The organism is Geomonas paludis (assembly GCF_014193585.1).
GTDB classification, from domain to species: Bacteria; Desulfobacterota; Desulfuromonadia; order Geobacterales; family Geobacteraceae; genus Geomonas; species Geomonas paludis.
Window position 1 is genome coordinate 1 of sequence record NZ_BLXY01000022.1, and the last position, 19,539, is coordinate 19,539.

A 19,539-nucleotide genomic window follows, 5' to 3' on the forward strand; every position below is an offset into this window, starting at 1 on the left:
AGAGCAGAAACTGAAAGTTTTCCAAGACCGAATCCAGGTCGAGGAATTCGACTACAAATTACGTTGAGGGAACGAGTGTCCACGATGTCCTGGCATCAAAATCTGTCCACGATGTCGTGGCACTCAACACCTAGAACATAGAACGTAGAACCTGTTTTAGCCCTTCTCGTACTTCTCCACCACCTGCCGGTAGTGCTCCTCGAACCCCGCCGCGGACTTCTCCTCCGCCTTCTGGTACCCCTCGGTGATGCCGCGCCGGACCCCTTCGGGCAGGATCCGCTCGGCAAGCGGGTAGAGGATGTCATCCTCCTTGGCGATGTGATCGCGCAACAGGTCCAGGTAGCCCCTGGCGTTGGCGACGATGGCCTCTTCCTGGCCAGCTTCGCCGTTGAGCGCCCTGGTCGCCGCCTCTTCCATCCCCTTCACGTAGGCGCGACCCAGGTCGTGCTCCATCAGCATGGCCGCCACCGGGCTGTTCTCCCGGGGCATGCCGTTGGCCACCAGCGCTTCGAACAGGACATCCTCCTCCTTGGCATGGTGGAAACGGTCGGCGTAGTTCCTGATGAAGTCCACACCGTCCAGGTAGAACTGGTAATCCTTGAAGCTTCCTTCCTCGGTGAGCCGTGCGTTTCTTTCCAAAAGGGCGAGCATGCGCAGGATCAACTGGTGCTCGTCCTTGAGCCTCTGGGTGATGTCCTGTTTCATGACCTAGTTTCTCCTCTCGCCGTTGATGCCGATGATGGCGGTTTCCAGCGGGATCTCCTTGCCCGACTGTGCCAGCGCCTGGCGCACCATCATGTCGAGGCCGCGGCAGCAGGGGACTTCCATGATGGCGACGGTGATGCTCTTCACGTTGTTCTCGCTGAAGATCCGGGCCAGTTTCTCCACGTACGGGGTGCTGTCATCGAGCTTGGGGCAGGCGATCGCCAGCGCTTTGCCTTTCAAGAGGTCGCTGTGGAAGCTCCCCAGCGCGAAGGCTACGCAGTCGGCGGCGATCAAAATCTCGCTGTCCTGGAACCACGGGGCAGTCGGCGGGACCAGGTGCAACTGCACCGGCCACTGCCGCAGTTCGGAAGCCGCCTTCACGGTGTTCTCTTTCTCGGTTGCCTCGTTCCTCTCGATAACCCTTGCCATGCTGCCGGGGCAGCCGCATCCTGCATGTGCCATGTTACTTCTCCCTTTTTATATGGTTGTCTTCGTTATTGGTTGTGGCGTGTGCCGTTTCGATCATTCTAGGCGACCCTGCGATTTTCCTCTTTTGCATCCAAATAGTCATTTATTTCTTTTTCCACCGCCGCCTCCTGCTCCTGCGACAGCCCGTGGATGGAGACCACATCCTTCAGGAGGCAGATGCCGACCTTGCAGGTGACGCATCCGATCTCGTAGCGGTTCAGGATCTCCCCGATCTCAGGGTGAGTTGCCATCACGTTTTGAATCGCCGTATCGCCCAAGCCGTTTTTGAATTCCATCTGCTTCCTCCCGTGTTCTTGATGATCTGACAATACCCCTCCCGCTCCAAATTGTTTATGACCTGCGTCAAAAATATAGAATTGTCTGCATCTGTGCCTGAAACCCGGAATTGCGGAGAAATATTGACGTTTTGCCGAATCCGCGTAGAATGGAACGCTGGCGCGGCGGCCGGAAAGTGGTCGTCGCGGGGAAAAATTCGGAGGTGCGCAATGGAACTGGACCTCAGATCTCAGATCGAACGATTGGAGCAGGGGAAGGCACTCGCCCCGGAGGTGAAGGCGCAACTGGAACTCGCCTATGCCGAGATCGCGCAGAAGGTGATCACCGCGAGGGTTCCCGCGGCGGGGGACGCCGCTCCCGACTTCGTCCTGCCCAACGCGGTGGGGATTCCGGTGGCGCTGGCCGATGCGCTGGCGCACGGTCCCGCCGTGGTCACCTTTTACCGGGGCATCTGGTGACCCTACTGCAGCCTTCAGTTGAGGGCCTACCAGAAGATCCTCCCGCAGATACTGGAAAGCGGCGCATCCCTGATGGCGATATCGCCGCAGAGCCCGGACAAGTCGCAGGCGACGCTTTTGAAGAATTTTTTGCAGTACGAGGTGTTGAGCGACCTGGGCAACGTGGTGGCGCGCAGTTACGGACTGGTGTACCGGCTCCCGGAATGGGTCCAGGGTCTCTACAAGGAGTTAGGAGTAAACCTCCCCGAGTTCAATGCCGATGAGTCTTGGGAGCTCCCCATGCCCGGCACCTTCGTCGTCGGGCGGGACGGCAGGATCCTAACCAGCTATGCCGACAGCGATCCCAGGAACCGCTTGGAGCCCCAAGCCATCCTCGATGCGCTTAAGGCTGAAAAGCAAAAGCTTTAACGCAAAGGCGCAAAGCCGCCGAGGCGCAGAGAAAAACCTTTTAAATTTTGGTTCGAGTTTTAGGTCCCATCTTTCCACTTAGCGTCGTGGCGCCTCTGCCTCTTTGCGTTGATAGAACCTAGAGCGTGATTTAACGCAAAGCCGCAAAGCCGCAAAGAAAACCTTCAAACATCTTTAAGGGTTTCAGTTTTTCCTTCACAGTCTTCAGCTTTGCGTCTTAGCGTCCCTGCGCCTTTGCGTTAAAGCTTTTCAGATTCAGGTTTTGACGTTCTGTCTGCTTTGCGTCCTTGCGTCTTTGCGTTACCAATCAGCTTTTGACTTTCGATAGGGGGGATACAGATGGCCAAGATAGGGATTTTGACCGGCGGCGGGGACTGCCCCGGCCTGAACGCGGTGATCAGGGGTGTGGTTAAGTCGGCGGTCGGACGCGGCTGGGAGGTGGTCGGCATCGAGGACGGCTTCGACGGCTTTCTCCACCCGGAAAAGTGCCGCCCTCTCGGACTCGAGGAGGTGCGCGGCATCCTGCCGCGCGGCGGCACCATCCTCGGCACCTCCAACCGCGGCAACCCCTTCGCCTTCCCCATCATGCGCGAGGGGAAGGTGGAACTGGTCGACGTATCCGACGAGGTCCGCTCCCGGATACTCCAGCTGGGCCTCACCGCGCTCATCGTCGTCGGCGGCGACGGCTCCCTCAAGATCGCCCAGGAGATGATGCGGCGCGGCGTCCCCATCGTCGGGGTGCCCAAGACCATCGACAACGACCTGCTGGAAACCGACGTCACCTTCGGCTACAACACCGCCCTCGAGACCGCCACCGACGCCCTGGACAAACTCCACTCCACCGCGGAAAGCCACCACCGGGTCATGGTGCTCGAGGTGATGGGACGCTACGCGGGGTGGATCGCCCTCGAGTCCGGTATCGCCGGCGGCGCCGACGTCATCCTCATCCCCGAGATCCCCTACGACATCGACCGCATCCGCGACGCCATCATCGCGCGCTGCAAGCGCGGCCGGCGCTTCAGCGTGGTCGTGGTAGCGGAAGGGGCCTATCCTAAGGGAGGCAACCGGGTCCTCAAGGAGGCGGCCGGCGGCAAATCGGTGGTGGAAAGACTGGGCGGGGTAGGGGAAGCGCTCTCCCGGGAACTGGGGGGCGTGCTGGAGATGGACATCCGCGTCACCGTGCTCGGCCACCTGCAGCGCGGCGGTACTCCCTCAACCTTCGACCGCTGCATCGGCAGCAGGTTCGGGGTGAAAGCGGTGGAACTGGTGGAGGCGGGCGCTTTCGGCCAGATGGTCTGCCTCAAGGGGCGGCACATCACCTCGGTTTCCATCGAGGACGCCGTGCGCAGCCTCAACCTCATCGATCCATCCGGGGAGATGGTGCGCCATGCGGAGGCACTGGGGATCATGCTCGGCAGGTAGGTTAAGGATATGGTTGACTTTGCCTAATCTCTGAACTAGACTGCGGAAAATTTCTCCGGCCGCTCCCCGCGGCACAGAACGCAACGAGGTGGTTTACCTATGAAGAACCCGATCGCCGGAGCCAACAGGAGCCAGTCGTACGCGCTTGCCGGCTTTTTACTCGGGGCCATGGCCCCCCTGGGATGGATAATCCTGCGTCTGTTGATGTTCTCTGACCCCAACCTCCCCCTCTCCGCACAGATCTTCTCCGAAATGACCCACAGCGCGCAAGGCATGGCGCTCTACGCCTACATGGGCGGGGGCACCGCGGTGGTGCTCGCCGTGGTCGGCTTCTTCATCGGCAGGGCCATAGACGAACTGCATCAAAAGGGCGAAAGGCTGGACCAGTTGGTCCAGGAAGTCGACGGACAGAAGAAGCTCTTCGAGAACCGCTACAAGGTCCTCGACAACAACATCAAGAACTTCCACAAGATCAACAGCCGCATCCAGAAGGCGGTGCGCAGCGATGACGTACTGGCTCTCTGCGTGGAGGGGTTGCACGAGGTGCTGGGCTACGAGCGGGTCAACGTCCTCATGGCCGACGCCGAGCGTAAGAACCTGTACTTCGCCGCCAGTGCCGGCAACGACAGCACGGTCGGGCCCGAGGTCACCGTTCCGCTTGACCTCCGCTCCGGCGTGATCTACAAGAGCTTCGTCGAGAAGCAGGTTTTCTTCGTGGAAGACATCTCCAAGTATCCCGCCGAGTACCTGCTGCAGTCCCCCTACGACAGCATCGAGCCCCTGCGCTCCTCCACCTTCATCCTCTGCCCCATCATCCTCAAGGGTGAGACCATCGGGGTCTTCGGCCTGGACAACAAGAAGAGCCACCGCGCCCTCAACGATACCGACGTCGACACCATCCGCCTTTTCGCCGACCAGGCCGCCGCGGCGCTGATGCGCATCAGCCTTTTGCAGTCGATCGACCGGCTTACCCTGGAACTGGGCAGGACCTTCTCCGACCTGTCGCAGAAGAGGGACAATTTCTCCTCCAATCTGTACCGCCTGATGACCGCGGCCGAGTCCCTTTCCGGGGGCGCCATCAAGATAGATGCCGCCAGCCACGGCGTCATGGAGTCCGTGGACAGCGCCAGCGGTTCCGCCGCCCAGATCTCGGTGGCCACCGACCAGATCACCCAGAACATGGACGCGCTCTCCGACTCGGTGTACAAGTCCGTATCCGCCATGGAACAGATCACCTCGACCCTGCGCCAGGTCGAGAAGAACACCGCCCATTCCCACAGCCTCTCCAGCCGGGTCAAGGAACACGCCGAGCAGGGGACGCGCATCGTCCAGGACACGGTGTCCGCTCTCGCCGAGATCCAGCGCTCCGTCGATCTCTCCTACGAGGGGATCAAGCGCCTGAGCGCCAACAGCGGCAGGATCGAAGGGTTCGTCAGCGTCATCAACGACATCACCAAGAGGACCAACCTCCTGGCTTTGAATGCCTCCATCATCGCGGCGCAGGCCGGCGAGTACGGCAAGAGCTTCGGCGTCGTCGCCGACGAGATCAGGAACCTGTCGCTGCAGACCGGCCTGTCCACCGGCGAGATCACCGGCATCATCGAGGAGATCATGTCCGAGTCCCGCACCGCGTCGGACAACGTGACCAGCACCAAGGAACTGGTCAAGAAGGGGGTCAAGCTGGGGCAGCAGACCGGCGCCTCCCTGGGGAGCATCCTCGACAGTTCGCAGAAGGCGCTGGACATGACCGAGCAGATCAAGCTCGCCACCGAGGAGCAGGCGACCAGCGTGCAGCTGGTGACCCGATCCATCGAGGACGTGAGCGCCATGACCCTGCAGGTGTTCAAAGCCTCCAAGGAGCAGGGGCAGGCGACCAAGGCGGTAGCGCGCGCCCTGGAGGACGTAAAGGAGATGACCCACGACATGGTCACCGCGGCCGGGCGGCAGAGCGTGGACAGCGGCGAGATCAAGGGGAGCATCGACTACGTCACCAGGATGGCGGAGGCGATCTTCGACGGCATCGAGCAGCGCCAGCAGGAAAGCGGCCAGGTGGTCAAGGAGCTCGAGCAGATCAGGGCGAGCGCCGAGTAGTAAAGCCCGGCGCAAATGCTTTTAAAGCCGTTACGCACAGATGCCAAGAATCCGCTGAGAACGGAAAGAGAGACTTTGGGGTTAACCTAAAGCGGTTACGCAAAGAACGCCGAGCATGCGCGATGGTCGCAAAGAGAACCGGCAGGTTTGGTTTTTCCCGTTAAGCGATTGTCTTAGTGCTCTTCGCGGATACTCAGCGTACTTCGCGTAACTGCTTCTGCTTTTGCCTTTGCTCCTGGTTTTGAGAAAAGTCTGGACTTTGTTGTAATGGTTGTGTTAGTTTCTAACGGCGTTTGGCCCGCTATAGATAAGTGGAGCCGCCAAGAGCGCCGACAGCACGTACATACCGCCTGGATTTCGCGAGGAACCGGTACGGGAAGCGATAAGCTGAGCAGAACCGCACCATAATTATGTGCGCGCTCTCCTTTATACAGCGTCTTCCTAACCGGAGGCGCTTTTTTTTGCCCGAAAGGCGGTGTCGGGATCTTAAGCAGAACGCAAGCCCGGTCACCGGAAAATTCTAGCACTTCGTTCTGTTTACTCGTATACGATTCCCCCTCGCCCTCCGGGAGAGGGGCAGGGGTGAGGGCAGCGCGCCTGCGTCGATCCCCGCTGTAGGGGCGAATAATCATTCGCCCAGGCTTTTCCGACCGCCACCACACAGGAGCCGAAGAAACAATGCACAAAGCCAAAACCGTTCTCGACTTTCACAGGATGAAAGCGGAAGGGGAAAAGATAACGGTCCTGACCAGCTACGACTTCCCGATGACCGGCGTCATCGACGCCGCCGGCATCGACATGATCCTGGTCGGGGACTCTGTCGGCGTCGTGGTCGCCGGTTTCGACAACACGCTTCCGGTCACCATGGAAGACATGATCTACCACACCCGGGCCGTGATGCGCGCGCGCCCCAAGGCGTTCGTGGTGGCCGACATGCCCTTTCTCTCCTACCAGACCGACTTGAAGAGCGCCCGTCTCAACGCGGGGCTGCTGGTGAAGGAGGGGGGCGCCGCCGCGGTAAAGATCGAAGGGGGCGTCAACGTCGCCGAAACCATCGCCGCCATCACCGCCATGGACATCCCCGTCATGGGACACATCGGTCTCACCCCCCAGTCGCTGCACCGCATGGGCGGCTACAAGGTTCAGGGCAAGGGTGACGCGCAGGCGGAGAAACTCGTCGAGGACGCCCGCGCGGTCGAGGCGGCCGGCGCTTTCGCCATCGTGCTGGAAGGGATCCCCATGGGGCTTGCCCAGCGCATTACCGCCGAGCTCACCATTCCCACCATCGGCATCGGCGCCGGTCCTCACTGCGACGGGCAGGTGCTGGTGATCCACGACATCCTGGGGCTGTGCAGCAAGTACTCCCCCAAGTTCGTCAAGCGTTACGCCGAGCTGGCGCCGATCATCGGCGAGGCCGTCGCCAACTACATCGCCGACGTCAAGGGCGGCACATTCCCCGAAGAGAGGCATTGTTTCAAATGATAGTCATCGAATCCGTTGCCGAGATGCAGCAGTTCGCGCGGCAAAGGCGGGGCGAGGTCGCCCTGGTGCCCACCATGGGCTACCTGCACGAGGGGCACGCGTCCCTCATGGTGGAGGCGCGTCAGCGCGCCAGGACCGTCGTGGTCAGCATCTTCGTCAACCCGACCCAGTTCGGCGTCAACGAGGACCTGGACAGCTATCCCCGCGATTTCGAGCGGGACCGGAAGATCGCCGCTGCGGCCGGTGTGGACGTGATTTTCGCGCCCAAGGCCTCGGACATGTACCCGGCCGGCTACCAGAGCTACCTGAACGTGGAAGGGCTCACCACCGAGCTCTGCGGCGCGAGCCGTCCCGGGCATTTCCGCGGCGTGACCACCGTGGTCGCCAAACTCTTCAACATCGTGATGCCGGCCGTCGCCATTTTCGGCAAGAAGGACTTCCAGCAGCTCGCCGTGATCCGGCGCATGGTGCAGGACTTCAACTTCGACGTCGAGATCGTGGGGATGCCCATCGTGCGCGAGGCCGACGGCCTGGCGCTCAGTTCCCGCAACGCCCGGCTCAGCGCGGAAGAGCGCGAGCCCGCCCTGTGCCTCTCCCGCGCCATCGCCGCCGCCCGTGACGCATTCCGGGGCGGTGAGAAAAGCGTCGCCGTGTTGAGGCAGCAGGCGCTGGCCGTGATCGAGCGGGAGAGCGCCGCGCAGCTCGATTATCTTGAGTTCAGGGATCAGGACACCCTGCTTCCGTTGCAGACAGCAGATGAGAGGACGCTGCTCGCACTGGCCGTGCGGGTCGGCTCGGTAAGGTTAATTGACAACTGTGTACTAGGGGAGGAATAAGGATATGGACAGGAAGATGCTGAAGAGCAAGATTCACCGCGCCACCGTCACCGGTGCCGACCTGCACTACGAGGGGAGCATCACCATCGATCTCGACCTCATGGAAGCGGCCGACATCATTCCGTACGAGGCCGTCTGCATCTGGGACGTCACCAACGGCAGCCGTTTCGAGACCTATGCCATCGAGGGCGAACGCGGTTCCGGCGTGATCTGCATCAACGGCGCCGCGGCGCGGCTGGTAGCACCGCAGGACCTGGTCATCATCGCCAGCTTCGTGAACATGGAGAATGCCGAGGCCATCGCCCACGAGCCCAAGCTGGTCTTCGTCGACGAGAAGAACAAGATGCTCCCCACCCGCAAGGAAGCCGCCGGCCAGGCCACCCTGAAGAGCGTGCACTGGAAAAACTAGCCGCGCGCTGACAGGTAAAAAGAGGACGCTGATGGAAAGAAAAATTCGTCAGCGTCCTTTTTTATATTGATCGGGAAGGCGGGCGACATGCGATGTCTTGCCACGAAGCGCTGCAGGTGAACGTAGGTTCCCCCTTGACAAAGGGGGGACAGGGGGGATTTGCCTCTGCTTCGCCTCGCGTCCCTCTCGCCTTACCTTCCTCTACCTGTTACACTGCATCTGTGGACAGCAGGGGCGCTTATCCCTCCGTGTTCCTCTGCTCCTCTGTGGTTAATGCTTTTTTGGGTGTTAACGCTTTTGGGGGTTACGAAATGAAAATCTACGCCGCTTCCTACCTGCTCCCCATCTCCTCTCCCCCCATAGAAGGCGGAGCCCTGGCCGTCAAGGAGGGGCGCATCGTCGCGGTCGGCAAGGTTCACGAGCTGCGTGCCCAGTTCCCCGCACCGGTCGTCGACCTGCACGAATCGGTGATCATGCCCGGCATGGTCAACGCGCACACCCATCTCGAGCTTACCCATTTCCCGGCCTGGAAAGTGAGAAAGGACCTCGACTACCTCCCCAAGCGCTACGTGGAATGGATCCAGCAGGTGGTGAAGATAAAGCGGTCCCTGGAGCCGGGAGAACTGGAACATTCGGCGCGGGAAGGGATGCGGCTTTGTGTGCAATCAGGCACCACCGCCGTGGGGGACATTCTTTCCGATCCTGCCCTGGTACCCCTGTACCGGGATACCGCGCTGACCGGCCGGCTGTTCCTGGAGGCGATCGGGCACGATCCCCTGTTGTGCGACACCGTGGTGGCGCGCATGGAAGCGACGCTGGCGAACTTGCAGGGTGGGCTGCTTCCGGGTGTTTCCCCGCACACGCCCCACACCGTTTCCGCGCAACTGTTCCGCTGCCTGCAGGATCTTGCCGTGAAACTGGGCGCGCCCAAGGCGGTGCATCTCTCGGAGACGGCCGCCGAAGCCGCCTTCATGCACGACAGCACCGGCGACATCGCCGAACTGCTCTATCCCATGGCGCATTGGGAGCCGTACCTGCCGCACCCGATGCGCACCACCTCGACCCGCTACCTCGACGGGCTGGGCGTGCTGGACTCCTCCACCCTGGCGGTGCACGCGGTCCACGTCACCCCCAACGACGTCGCCATCCTCAAGGAGCGCGGCGTGAGCGTCGTGCTCTGCCCGCGCAGCAACGACCGACTCTTCGTCGGCTGTGCCCCGCACAAGCTGTTGAAGGAAGCGGGGCTGCAACTGGCCGTCGGCACCGACTCGCTGGCCAGCAACGATTCCCTTTCCCTGTGGGACGAGCTCCATTTCCTCCAGCAGATCGCCTCCGGCGTCTTCAGCAGCCAGGAACTGCTCGCCATGGCCACGCTGGACGGCGCCCGCGCCCTGCGCATCGACGCCGACACCGGATCGCTGCAAACGGGCAAGCGCGCCGATTTCCAGGTCCTTGGCGGCTGCAACGTCGACGCCGGCGCCGGCATCGAGGCGACCGTGCTGGCCAAGGGGCGCCTGGAACAGGTTTATCTTGCCGGGGTCCCTCTGCAGTAAAAGAGTCGGCCTGTTACGCGTCCAGGACTTCCCGTACCGTCCGCAATAGTTCTATCGGCTGGATCGGCTTCATGATCAGGTCGATCCCCTCCTCGGCCCCCCCCCGCCTCTTGATGAAATCTGCAGTATAGCCGCTGGCATACAGCACCTTGGTCCCGGGGGCCTGGCTGGCGATCTCGTCGTAGGCTTCCTTGCCGCTTTTGCGCGGCATGATCAGGTCCATCAGTATCATGTCGATCTCGTCCCGGTGTGCCAGGTACTTCTCCACGGCGTCCTGGCCGTCCACCGCCTGGATGACGCGGTAGCCGAAGCGCGTCAGCACGGACAGCACCAGGTTGCGCACCCCGTCGTCATCCTCCGCGAGCAGGATCGTCTCGTTCCCTCCCCGCGGCGGTGCGGCCTGCTTTGCGGCGTCACTTTCCGGGACCGCGTCGGAGTGGTAGAGCGGGAGGTAGATCCTGAAGGTGGTGCCTTGGTCGGGTTCGCTGTAGACGTTGATGAAACCGTTGTGCTGCTTCACGATGCCGTACACTATGGCCATGCCGAGCCCCGTTCCCTTGCTGACCTCCTTGGTGGTGTAGAAGGGCTCGAAGATCCTCTTACAGGTCTCCCCATCCATGCCGCAGCCGGTGTCGGCGACGGTCAGCACCGCGTAGTGCCCCGGTCTGTTTTCTCCCGATTCCTGGTCCAGCGGCGATTCCACCTCCTGGGTTCCCGTTTCGATGGCCAGCACCCCGCCCCTGGGCATGGCGTCCCTGGCGTTGGTCGCCAGGTTGATCAGCACCTGCTCCAGCTGCCCGAGGTCCGCCATGATGTACAGGGTCCCCGCACTGGGCGTCGTCTTTAGCTGGATGTCCTCGCCGATGATGCGCACCAGGAACTTGCGCACGCTTTCCACCACGTCGTTGAGGTTCACCGGCGCCAGGGTGATTACCTGCTTGCGGCTGAAAGCCAGCAGTCCCCTGGTCAGCTGTGCCGCCCGCTCCGCAGCGGAGAGGATCTGGTCTACTTCCTGTTGCTGCCGCTCGTCGAGCCTTTCATCCAGCTTCAGGATGCTCCCGTAACCGCTGATCACCTGCAGCACGTTGTTGAAGTCGTGCGCGACTCCCCCGGCCAGTTGCCCCACGGCCTCCATCTTCTGGGCCTGGCGCAGCTGCGCCTCGAGAGCGATGCGCTCGGTGAGATCGACAAAGCTGACCACGGCGCCTTCGATCACCCCGTTGTTCACGATGGGATAGGAGGAGTATTCCACCGGGAACGAGGTGCCGTCCTTGCGCCAGAACACCTCGTCGCGCCTGGTGCACCCTTCTCCTTCGTTGAAGGCGCGGTAGATGTTGCAGTGCTCCACCGGTGCCGGGATGCCGCTGGGAAGGGTGTGGTGGATCATGTCGTGCATGTTCTTGCCGAGCAGATCGTCCAAACTGTCGTAGGTGGTGAGTTCCAGGCAGGTCCTGTTGGCGAAGGTGCATCTCCCAGAGGTGTCTATGCCGTAGATGGCGGCATGGGTGGAATCCATGATCAGTTGCAGCTTCCTCTGGTGCGTCACCGCCTCCTCCTGGAGGGCCTGGCGTTCGGCGACCTCCTCCTCCAGAAGGACCGTCTGCTCCCGGAGCTGCTCCTGGGCGATCTCGCGTTCGCTCACCTCGCTCAGAAGCTCGGCGTTGGTTTGCTCCAGGCGGGTTGAGCTTTGCGAGATTTTTCTCGCCCCCACCAGGATCAGGATGATGCCCGCGGCGCCGATCAGCAGCAGGGTGGCCGCGGTGCTGGCGAGCACGCGGTCGGTGCCCGCCGAGAAGACTGTCAGCGGTACGGTGACGCTGATGCCGCCACGGATGTCGCCCTGTTGGTAGCCTTGGGCGGCATGGCACTTGAGACAGGAGGTCTCGACCTTGAAGGGGCGCATCAGTCTGACATAGCTGTGGCCGTCCTGCGTCACCACCTCGCTCACCTCCTGCGTGCCCTGTTCAAAGGCTTGCAGCGCCTTGCGCTCCCACGGGTCCGGGGCGTTTTCGCCCCGGATCGGGTTCAGGCTGGTGATGTGCCCCTTGGCGATCTGTTTTTCGGTCTGCGCCAGTTCGAAGACCTGGCGGGTCATGTAGGCGGGGTTGATAAGGGTGAGATCCATGCCCGAGGGGGACTTGATGTCCCGCTCCGGGATGTGGGCCAGGTACGGGTTGGGCTGGGTTCTCGGGGTGACGGGGACGTAGACGCCGCCATGCTGGGACGCCCACTTGCGGTACAGCAGGTCCTTTTCGAAGGCGATGCGCGCCTGGGCTGTGGCTATCTCGTTGAGTTTGTTTCGGTACTGTACGTAGAACCAGGTCAGCGATACGGCGATAAGGAGCACCCAGGTGAAGCATAAAGACAGAACGTAGCGCCTGGTTGTGAAGAGTCGGGAAAACATCTATGTCACCGCCTGGGCTGAGATGATCTCTGTGCCGGGATGGTTGTCACTGTATAGGATCTATTCGGCAGGTAGCTGCTGCAGGTTTAGGGGGAATTGGTGATGTCCTGGTGTGACGCGGCCGTCTCCCGGAAGATATACCGCTGCTCGCCGACACAGTCCGGGCAAATGCCGTGACTGAACATGGTGTCGGAACGCAGGCTGAAATACTTTTCCAGCTGTTCCATGACTGTTCCTCGCTGCCGTCTCAGGTACTGTCCGTTCCCGGCATCAATTTTTTCACCGGTTTTTCCCCCTGTCCATTTGCAGGCTAATCTGATATGATGTCCGCTTATGGGTGAGAAGCTGATCTGCAACAACAAGAAGGCATTCCACGATTACTTCATCGAGGAGCGCTACGAGGCAGGCATGGTGTTGCAGGGGACCGAGGTCAAGTCCCTTCGTAACGGCAAGGCCAACCTCAACGACTCCTTTGCCATGGTGAAGAACGGTGAAGCCTTCCTGCACAACTTTCACATCAACCCGTACGACTTCGGCAACCGGGAGAACCACGATCCCGACCGGATGCGCAAGTTGTTGTTGCACAAGAAAGAGATCGTGAAGCTCTTTTCCAAGATCCGGGAGCAGGGATACACCCTGATACCGCTCAGGGTTTACTTCAAGGACGGCAAGGTCAAGACCGAGCTGGGGCTGGCCAAGGGCAAGAAGAACTACGACAAGCGTGAAGTCATGAAGCAAAAAGACATGCAGCGCGACATCGTCCAGGGGCTGAAGGAAAGAAACCGCGGCTCCAGGGACAGGGACTAACGGTCGTTCAACGTTCGACGTTCAACGTTCGATTGAGCTCGACCTGAATGGCACTGGCTTCGTGACAGCACGGGACGCCGCTGAGTTCAGCAATCAGACAAACGCAGGGGAACTTTAGCAGGTGATCGCAGTTAACATGGAACGTTGAACGTTGAACGTTTTTTCGGTTTTAAGGGGGTGTAAAGGTTTCGACGGGGGTAAGAAGCTAAGGTTGCATGCCGAGGTCCGGGTGGCTCGTTAAACAATCCGGGGCGAATTAGACGCCGACAATTACGACTACGCTTTAGCAGCTTAATAACCTGCTAACGTTCTACCTACCATCTCCCACGTGGAAGGATAGAACGTCATTCAGTGGGATAGTTTCAGGGAGAGTCCGTGGCCCTGCGGCGAAATTTAGCGGAATCGGCAATCGGGAATCCCGGCCTGTGGAGTCCCGAGCGGCTAAAGCAAAAACAGGTATAAGCATGTAGACGCCTTATGTGTACGATTCTCGGACGCGGGTTCGATTCCCGCCACCTCCACCAACCTCCGCCAAGGCTCCGGTTGGCTCTAGCGAGCCGACCGGAGCCTTGTCTTTTGCGGAGGTTGCCCACCGTAGTTGCCTGGCTCTGCCAGGCGTTTAACGAAGGTGGGCCTCCCGCCTTTATCCCGCTTATCTTCCGGCCACCGGCCGTGTCGAATTCTTTCCTTTATTACATCCGGGCGTGTCGTTACGCCCGGCGCCTTTGATTTTCCAGCCACTGCAGTAAACTTTCACCACCCCACCAGCGGAGGCCCCCATGAAATACGTCTACTACCTCCAAAGCATCCCCCATCCAAACCAACACTACATTGGCCTCACCTCCGACGTCGACGCGCGCCTCGCCTCCCACAACGCCGGCCAATCCCCCCACACCTCCAAGTACCGCCCCTGGAAAATCCTCACCTACCACGCCTTCCTCGACGAAGCCAAGGCCGCCGCCTTCGAGAAGTACCTGAAAACCGGTTCCGGCCGAGCCTTCAGGAAAAAGCACTTCTGATTCCCGCGACGCCCCTGCCGGTCCCCCTCGATTTCCTTGGCCGGTTCTGCCGAACTGCCAGCCGTGATGCCGAACCTAAAAGGCTTTCAAAAGCAAGAAGATTCCCACCGCGGCGACCAGCGCCCCCGCTCCACGTTTCGTGTTGGCGGCGAAAGCAACGATCCCCTTCGCCTTTATGAAGGCATCCACGAAACCCGTGCAGGTTCCTGCCACCAGCATGAGCAGGCAATGGCCCATGGCGTAGGTGAACAGGAGCGCCATGCCGTAGAGAAGGTCCCCCTTCGTGGCCACCACCGTGACCAGAACCACCAGGACCGGCGTCGCGCAGGGCGATGAAACCACTCCGAAGAAGAGACCCAGCAAAAATGCTCCCAGCACCCCTCCGCGCCTCGGCCGGTAATCAATTTTCGGAAAGAGGCTGATCTGGTAGAGCCCCAGGAGTTGCCCCCCCATGGCAAGCGCCACCGCCCCCGCGGCAAGGTACCACCATCCCCCGAGCGTCCCGAACATGGTGCCGAAGAGACCGGCGGCGGCGCCGAAGGCGGTGAAGGTCAGCGACAGACCCAGCACGAATGCTAGAGAATACCGGAAGGCGCGCCCCCGGTCACCGTCGGCGTACCCGCCGACGAATCCGACCACCAGGGGAATGGTCGCCAAGACGCACGGGGAAGCAGAGGACAGCACCCCGGCCAGGAAGACTACCCCGAAGGCGATCAGGGGATAAGCGGCGATGATCTGCTCTGCGTTGTCGAGGAAGGTCACCTTACCCCCAGCGCCTTAAGCTCCCTGACGAGGTCCGCTTTCTCCATTGCCCCGACATGTCTTTTCACCTCGCGCCCCTTGGCATCGAAGAACACCTGGGTCGGAATCATCTGCACCTTGAAGCGTTCGGCAGCGGCATTGTCGGCATGTACATCAATAAAAAGCACCGATGCCCGCCCACGGTATTCCGCCCCCAGGTTCTCCAGGATCGGCGCCATTTTCTTGCAGGGGATGCAGGTGCGCGCCCCCAGGTCGATCACGGTCGGCTTGCCGGAGGCGAGCGCCTGGCGGATAGCCGCGTTGGAGGCGGAGGGAAGCTCGGCATGGGCGGGGAGGGCGAACAGCAGCAAGGTGGCCGCGAGCAGTCGCATCATGACAGCAGCCCCATGATTTCCACTACCGACGCCACCTTGCCGGAGAACTTCACCTGGCCGTCTATCACCAGCGCGGGAGTGCTCATGACCCCGTACCTCATGATGGAGGGGATGTCTTCGACCTTCAGCACCTCCGCAGCGGTGCCGCTCTCCTCGACCGCTTTCTTCGTGTTCTCGTACAGCGTCTTGCATTTGGCACACCCGGTACCCAGGACCTCAATTTTCATGCTCTTTCTCCTTTCTAAAGGAAGGTATTGAACATATAGCCGACAATGATGATCGCGGCTGCGACTATTCCGAAAAAGGTGGCGAGAAGCCTCGTCTTCAGGACGTTCTTCAGGATGACGGCCTCCGGGAAGGAAAGGGCGGTCACCGCCATCATGAAGGCGAGCACCGTGCCGATGGGGAGTCCCTTTCCCATCAAGGCCTGGACTACGGGAACGATCCCTGCCGCATTGCTGTAGAGCGGCACTCCGATCAGGACTGCCAGCTGCACCGCGAGGGGGTTTTCTCGCCCCGCGTAGCGGACCAGCAGGTCCTCGGGGGCGTAGCCGTGAATGAATGCCCCGAGACCAATCCCGACCACGACGTAGGGCCAGATCTTCTTCAGAAGTTCCTTCGTGTAGCCGCTGGCATACTGGTGCTTTTCCCTGAAGCTCTGTTCCTGAATCTCGGCTGCCCCCACCTTCATTTCCCAGACATAGTCCTGGACGTACCGCTCCATGTGCAGCCTGCCGATGGCCATGCCGGCCAGGATTGCCACCACGACGCCGGAGCCGACATAGGTGAGCGCGATCTTCCAGCCGAAGAGCCCCCAGAGCATGATGAGGGCGACCTCGTTCACCATGGGAGAGGAGATCAGGAAGGAAAAGGTGACCCCGAGCGGGATCCCTGACTCGACGAAACCGATGAACAAGGGAACGGCCGAGCAGGAGCAAAAAGGAGTCACAATTCCCAGGAGCGCCGCGAGCACGTTACCAATATACTCGCGGTTGTGGGACAGGATGCGCCGCGTACGCTCCGGCGAAAAATAGGAGCGGATCACCGCGACGACATAGACGATAGTAGTCAGCAGCAGGAAGATCTTGACGGTATCGTAAACGAAGAAGTCGACGGCCTCGCCGAGTCGGCTCTTCGCGTCAAGTCCGATGACCTGGAAAGCGAAGTAGTCGGCAAAGGTTTTCAGCATCAAAGGCTCCTGTCAGGACAAAGAGCAGCCGCAGCCGTTACCGGTGCCTTCGTGGTTCACGTCCGGCACATTGAAGCTGGCTGCATACTTATCCATCTTTGCCGCGGCACCTCTTCTTACCGTTTTGCCGATCTGGATTGCTTCATGGATGTCCTGGTCGTCGGCGCCGTACTCCCTGGCTTTCTCGGTGTGATAGTCAAGACAAGGCTGACAGTTCGCAGTGATGGAAGCTCCTATTGCGATCAACTCCTTGATGCGGTCATCAAGCTTCATGATCCCCTCCTTTATGTTATTCAGAATGGCACAGTTCCTAAACCTCACCGGCCAGCGCAAAGTAGCGGCGCTGGAACCAGAATGCCACGTTGACCAGGGCGATCATCACCGGCACCTCCACCAGGGGGCCGATGACGGCGGCGAACGCGGCGCCCGAATTGAGGCCGAAAACTGCCACGGCGACCGCTATCGCCAGTTCGAAGTTGTTGCTGGCGGCGGTGAAGGCCAGGGTCGTGGTATTCGAGTAGTCGGCTCCGAGCCTCTTCCCCATCCAGAAGGACACCAGGAACATGAAGATGAAGTAAACGAGGAGCGGGACCGCAATGCGGACCACGTCCAGCGGGAGTTGGACGATCAGGCTCCCCTTCAGGCTGAACATGACGACGATGGTGAAAAGAAGCGCAACCAGGGTGACCGGCCCTATCCTGGGCACGAAGTCCCGGTGGTACCGCTCCTTGCCCATGATCTTGACGCCGATGAGCCTCGTGACCGCACCGGCGATACAGGGAATGCCCAGGTATATGAAGACGCTATTCGCGATCTGCTCGATGCTGACATCGACCACGCTACCGGAGAGACCCAGGAGCGGGGGGAGCACCGTGATGAAGAACCAGGCATAGACGCTGTAGAAGAGCACCTGGAAGATGCTGTTGAAGGCGACGAGGCCTGCGGCGTATTCCGTGCTTCCTTTCGCCAGTTCGTTCCACACGATGACCATGGCGATGCAGCGGGCCAGCCCGATCATGATCAGCCCCACCATGTATTCCGGCTTGTCCGGGAGGAACACCACGGCCAGGATGAACATGAGGACCGGCCCTATCAGCCAGTTCTGCACCAGGGAGAGCCCCAGGACGCGCTTGTTCTGAAACACCTCCGGCATCTCCTCGTACTTCACCTTGGCGAAGGGGGGGTACATCATCAGGATGAGACCGGCGGCAATGGGCAGGTTCGTGGTGCCGACCTGGAAGGAGTTGATGAATCCCTCGACACCCGGGACCAGGAATCCCACCGCCACGCCAACGAGCATGGCAAGGAAGATCCAGAGGGTGAGGTAGCGGTCGAGGAACGATAGCTTCTTGGAAACGCCGGTAGACATGGGAACTCCTGTACGGTTCTTTCCATCCGAATGGGCGGATATGTTATGGCAAAAAAAATCAGGCGCAGTGAGAACCTTCGGAAAAGGAAGCAAGCCGCTTGATGTCTTCCCCTACCACGGCGATGTCAGCCAGACGCTCTCTGAGCACTTCGGCGAGTTGACGCTTCATGTCGTCATCCGTGGCGACGGTGTAAAAGATCCAGACCCCTTCCCTGCGGTCGTTGACCCATCCGGCGTTTTTCAGATAGGAAAGGTGCCTCGATACCGTCGACTGCGGAAGCTGCAGGGTCGCGGTGACGTCGCAGACGCAGAGTTCCCCTGAACTGAGAAGGAGTGCCAATATGCGGAGACGGGTTTCATCCGCCAAGGCTCTGAAGTACTGTACGGTCTTTTTCATAAGGCGAATATATCCGGATGTGCGGATGTGTCAAGATATAAATGACAAGCTGACCGGCTAGGACCACGTCAGCGCCTCCAGCCCCTTGACTTTCTGAATAAAAGAAGGAAAACTAGTCGGCCGCGGCGGCGCCGCGCGACATCACTTTCCATCCAAGGAACAGCATGCAGGCCAAAACCATCAAGTCCGATCTTCTACTCCTTCTCATCGCCGCCATCTGGGGCGGCGGGTTTGTCGCGCAGCGCAAGGGACTCGATTTCCTCGGGCCTTTTTCCTACAACGGCATCCGTTTCGCGCTGGGGAGTCTCTCCCTGCTCCCCCTGGTGTATCTGAACCGGCGCCGGCAGGCACCGTATCACGGCAGCCTGCCGCCGGCCAGCTCCCGGGCGCTGCTGCACGGCGGGCTGATGGCCGGGGGCGCGCTCTTCATGGGCGCTTCGCTGCAGCAGGTCGGCATTGCCTACACCACGGCGGGGAACGCCGGTTTCATCACCGGACTTTACGTCGTCCTCGTTCCCTTGCTGGGCATGTTCTGGGGACAGCGCCCCACTATCGGCACCTGGCTCGGCGCCGTTCTTGCTGCCGCCGGCCTTTTCTTTTTAAGCGTTACCGACCGCTTCACCATCGGCATCGGCGACCTCTTGGAACTGATCGGCGCCGTGTTCTGGGCGGGGCACGTGCTCCTGATCGGCTGGCTCTCGCCGCGCCTGGACCCCTTCAAGCTGTCCGCCCTGCAGTTCGCGGTCTGCTCGATCCTGAGCCTGATCACCGCGTTCATCTTCGAATCCATGACCCTTGCCTCGGTCTGCGCCGCCTGGCGTCCCATCCTCTACGGCGGACTCATCTCCGTTGGCTTTGCCTACACCATGCAGGTGGTGGCCCAGCGCGATGCCCATCCCGCGCACACCGCGGTGATCCTGAGCGCCGAGGGCGTCTTCGCCGCCATCTGGGGCTGGTTCTTCCTCGGCGAGGTATTGGGAGTGCGCGGGCTCGTGGGCTGCACCCTCATGCTAGCCGGCATCCTCTGCTCCGAGCTCTGCAACCTCGTCATCCAGTTGCGGAGCAGCGCCAAGGCGGCGTGAAACGGAT

The 19,539-nt window shown here is 60.8% G+C and carries 22 protein-coding genes and 1 other RNA gene; 11 read left to right on the top strand and 12 right to left on the bottom strand.

The window, feature by feature from the left end:
• Positions 1-156: 156 nt before the first annotated feature.
• The 3 genes from H7687_RS21180 to H7687_RS21190 form a co-directional block, all read right to left on the bottom strand.
• Complete coding sequence (locus H7687_RS21180; RefSeq protein ID WP_183351163.1) at positions 157-705, bottom strand: hemerythrin domain-containing protein; 549 nt, start codon at positions 703-705, stop codon at positions 157-159.
• Between the two features lie 3 nt (positions 706-708).
• On the bottom strand, positions 709-1,167 hold the full coding sequence (locus H7687_RS21185; RefSeq protein WP_183351166.1) for an iron-sulfur cluster-binding oxidoreductase: 459 nt from the start codon (positions 1,165-1,167) through the stop codon (positions 709-711).
• Between the two features lie 65 nt (positions 1,168-1,232).
• Entirely contained in the window at positions 1,233-1,469 is a 237-nt protein-coding gene (locus H7687_RS21190) for a hypothetical protein (protein ID WP_183351168.1), read from the bottom strand.
• Positions 1,470-1,679: 210 nt separating this feature from the next.
• Between H7687_RS21190 and H7687_RS21195 the strand changes: the two genes are divergently transcribed.
• The 7 genes from H7687_RS21195 (at position 1,680) to H7687_RS21225 (ending at position 10,129) form a co-directional block, all read left to right on the top strand.
• Entirely contained in the window at positions 1,680-2,336 is a 657-nt protein-coding gene (locus H7687_RS21195; RefSeq protein ID WP_183351170.1) for a peroxiredoxin-like family protein, read from the top strand.
• Between the two features lie 339 nt (positions 2,337-2,675).
• Positions 2,676-3,758, top strand: coding sequence for a 6-phosphofructokinase (locus tag H7687_RS21200; RefSeq protein ID WP_183351172.1), 1,083 nt, complete (start codon positions 2,676-2,678; stop codon positions 3,756-3,758).
• A gap of 99 nt (positions 3,759-3,857) precedes the next feature.
• Positions 3,858-5,849, top strand: a complete 1,992-nt coding sequence (locus H7687_RS21205) for a methyl-accepting chemotaxis protein (RefSeq protein ID WP_183351174.1) — start codon at positions 3,858-3,860, stop codon at positions 5,847-5,849.
• Between the two features lie 678 nt (positions 5,850-6,527).
• Positions 6,528-7,331: a 3-methyl-2-oxobutanoate hydroxymethyltransferase gene (panB, locus tag H7687_RS21210; protein WP_183351176.1), complete on the top strand. Its 804-nt coding sequence runs from the start codon at positions 6,528-6,530 to the stop codon at positions 7,329-7,331.
• Positions 7,328-8,167, top strand: coding sequence for a pantoate--beta-alanine ligase (gene panC, locus H7687_RS21215; protein WP_183351178.1), 840 nt, complete (start codon positions 7,328-7,330; stop codon positions 8,165-8,167). The genes panB and panC overlap by 4 nt, the downstream gene beginning before the upstream one ends.
• 4 nt (positions 8,168-8,171) lie before the next feature.
• Positions 8,172-8,576 carry an aspartate 1-decarboxylase gene (gene panD / locus H7687_RS21220; protein ID WP_183351179.1) on the top strand — a complete coding sequence of 135 codons (405 nt, stop codon included), beginning with the start codon at positions 8,172-8,174 and terminating at the stop codon, positions 8,574-8,576.
• 311 nt (positions 8,577-8,887) lie between these two features.
• Positions 8,888-10,129, top strand: a complete 1,242-nt coding sequence (locus tag H7687_RS21225) for an amidohydrolase family protein (protein WP_183351181.1) — start codon at positions 8,888-8,890, stop codon at positions 10,127-10,129.
• A gap of 13 nt (positions 10,130-10,142) precedes the next feature.
• Here H7687_RS21225 and H7687_RS21230 read toward each other — a convergent pair whose 3' ends face one another.
• Entirely contained in the window at positions 10,143-12,533 is a 2,391-nt protein-coding gene (locus tag H7687_RS21230; RefSeq protein WP_183351184.1) for an ATP-binding protein, read from the bottom strand.
• An 86-nt stretch (positions 12,534-12,619) separates the two neighbouring features.
• The gene (locus H7687_RS21235) at positions 12,620-12,760 is read right to left on the bottom strand and encodes a hypothetical protein (RefSeq protein ID WP_183351186.1); all 141 of its coding nucleotides are present in this window, start codon (positions 12,758-12,760) and stop codon (positions 12,620-12,622) included.
• A gap of 106 nt (positions 12,761-12,866) precedes the next feature.
• On the opposite strand from H7687_RS21235, the gene smpB reads away from it, so the two are divergent.
• The 3 genes from smpB to H7687_RS21250 all read left to right on the top strand — a co-directional run bounded on the left by smpB (position 12,867) and on the right by H7687_RS21250 (position 14,359).
• Positions 12,867-13,340, top strand: coding sequence for an SsrA-binding protein SmpB (gene smpB, locus H7687_RS21240; protein ID WP_183351188.1), 474 nt, complete (start codon positions 12,867-12,869; stop codon positions 13,338-13,340).
• A gap of 173 nt (positions 13,341-13,513) precedes the next feature.
• Positions 13,514-13,864, top strand: a transfer-messenger RNA (tmRNA) gene (gene ssrA / locus H7687_RS21245).
• A 255-nt stretch (positions 13,865-14,119) separates the two neighbouring features.
• Positions 14,120-14,359, top strand: coding sequence for a GIY-YIG nuclease family protein (locus H7687_RS21250; RefSeq protein ID WP_183351190.1), 240 nt, complete (start codon positions 14,120-14,122; stop codon positions 14,357-14,359).
• Positions 14,360-14,434: 75 nt separating this feature from the next.
• On the opposite strand, the gene H7687_RS21255 is transcribed toward H7687_RS21250, so the two are convergent.
• The 7 genes from H7687_RS21255 to H7687_RS21285 are packed head-to-tail and all read right to left on the bottom strand — an operon-like array spanning position 14,435 to position 18,450.
• Complete coding sequence (locus H7687_RS21255; RefSeq protein WP_183351192.1) at positions 14,435-15,121, bottom strand: cytochrome c biogenesis CcdA family protein; 687 nt, start codon at positions 15,119-15,121, stop codon at positions 14,435-14,437.
• Positions 15,118-15,495 (bottom strand): thioredoxin family protein, encoded by a 378-nt coding sequence (locus H7687_RS21260; protein ID WP_183351194.1) that lies wholly within the window; start codon positions 15,493-15,495, stop codon positions 15,118-15,120. Before H7687_RS21260 ends, H7687_RS21255 begins: the two co-directional genes overlap by 4 nt.
• Positions 15,492-15,722, bottom strand: coding sequence for a thioredoxin family protein (locus H7687_RS21265; protein ID WP_183351196.1), 231 nt, complete (start codon positions 15,720-15,722; stop codon positions 15,492-15,494). Before H7687_RS21265 ends, H7687_RS21260 begins: the two co-directional genes overlap by 4 nt.
• Before the next feature lie 14 nt (positions 15,723-15,736).
• Entirely contained in the window at positions 15,737-16,684 is a 948-nt protein-coding gene (locus H7687_RS21270; protein ID WP_183351198.1) for a permease, read from the bottom strand.
• A gap of 12 nt (positions 16,685-16,696) precedes the next feature.
• Complete coding sequence (locus H7687_RS21275; RefSeq protein WP_183351200.1) at positions 16,697-16,957, bottom strand: carboxymuconolactone decarboxylase family protein; 261 nt, start codon at positions 16,955-16,957, stop codon at positions 16,697-16,699.
• 37 nt (positions 16,958-16,994) lie between these two features.
• Entirely contained in the window at positions 16,995-18,053 is a 1,059-nt protein-coding gene (arsB, locus tag H7687_RS21280; RefSeq protein ID WP_183351202.1) for an ACR3 family arsenite efflux transporter, read from the bottom strand.
• Between the two features lie 58 nt (positions 18,054-18,111).
• Complete coding sequence (locus tag H7687_RS21285) at positions 18,112-18,450, bottom strand: ArsR/SmtB family transcription factor (RefSeq protein WP_183351204.1); 339 nt, start codon at positions 18,448-18,450, stop codon at positions 18,112-18,114.
• 164 nt (positions 18,451-18,614) lie between these two features.
• On the opposite strand from H7687_RS21285, the gene H7687_RS21290 reads away from it, so the two are divergent.
• Positions 18,615-19,532 (top strand): DMT family transporter, encoded by a 918-nt coding sequence (locus H7687_RS21290; RefSeq protein WP_183351206.1) that lies wholly within the window; start codon positions 18,615-18,617, stop codon positions 19,530-19,532.
• The last annotated feature ends 7 nt before the right edge of the window (positions 19,533-19,539 follow it).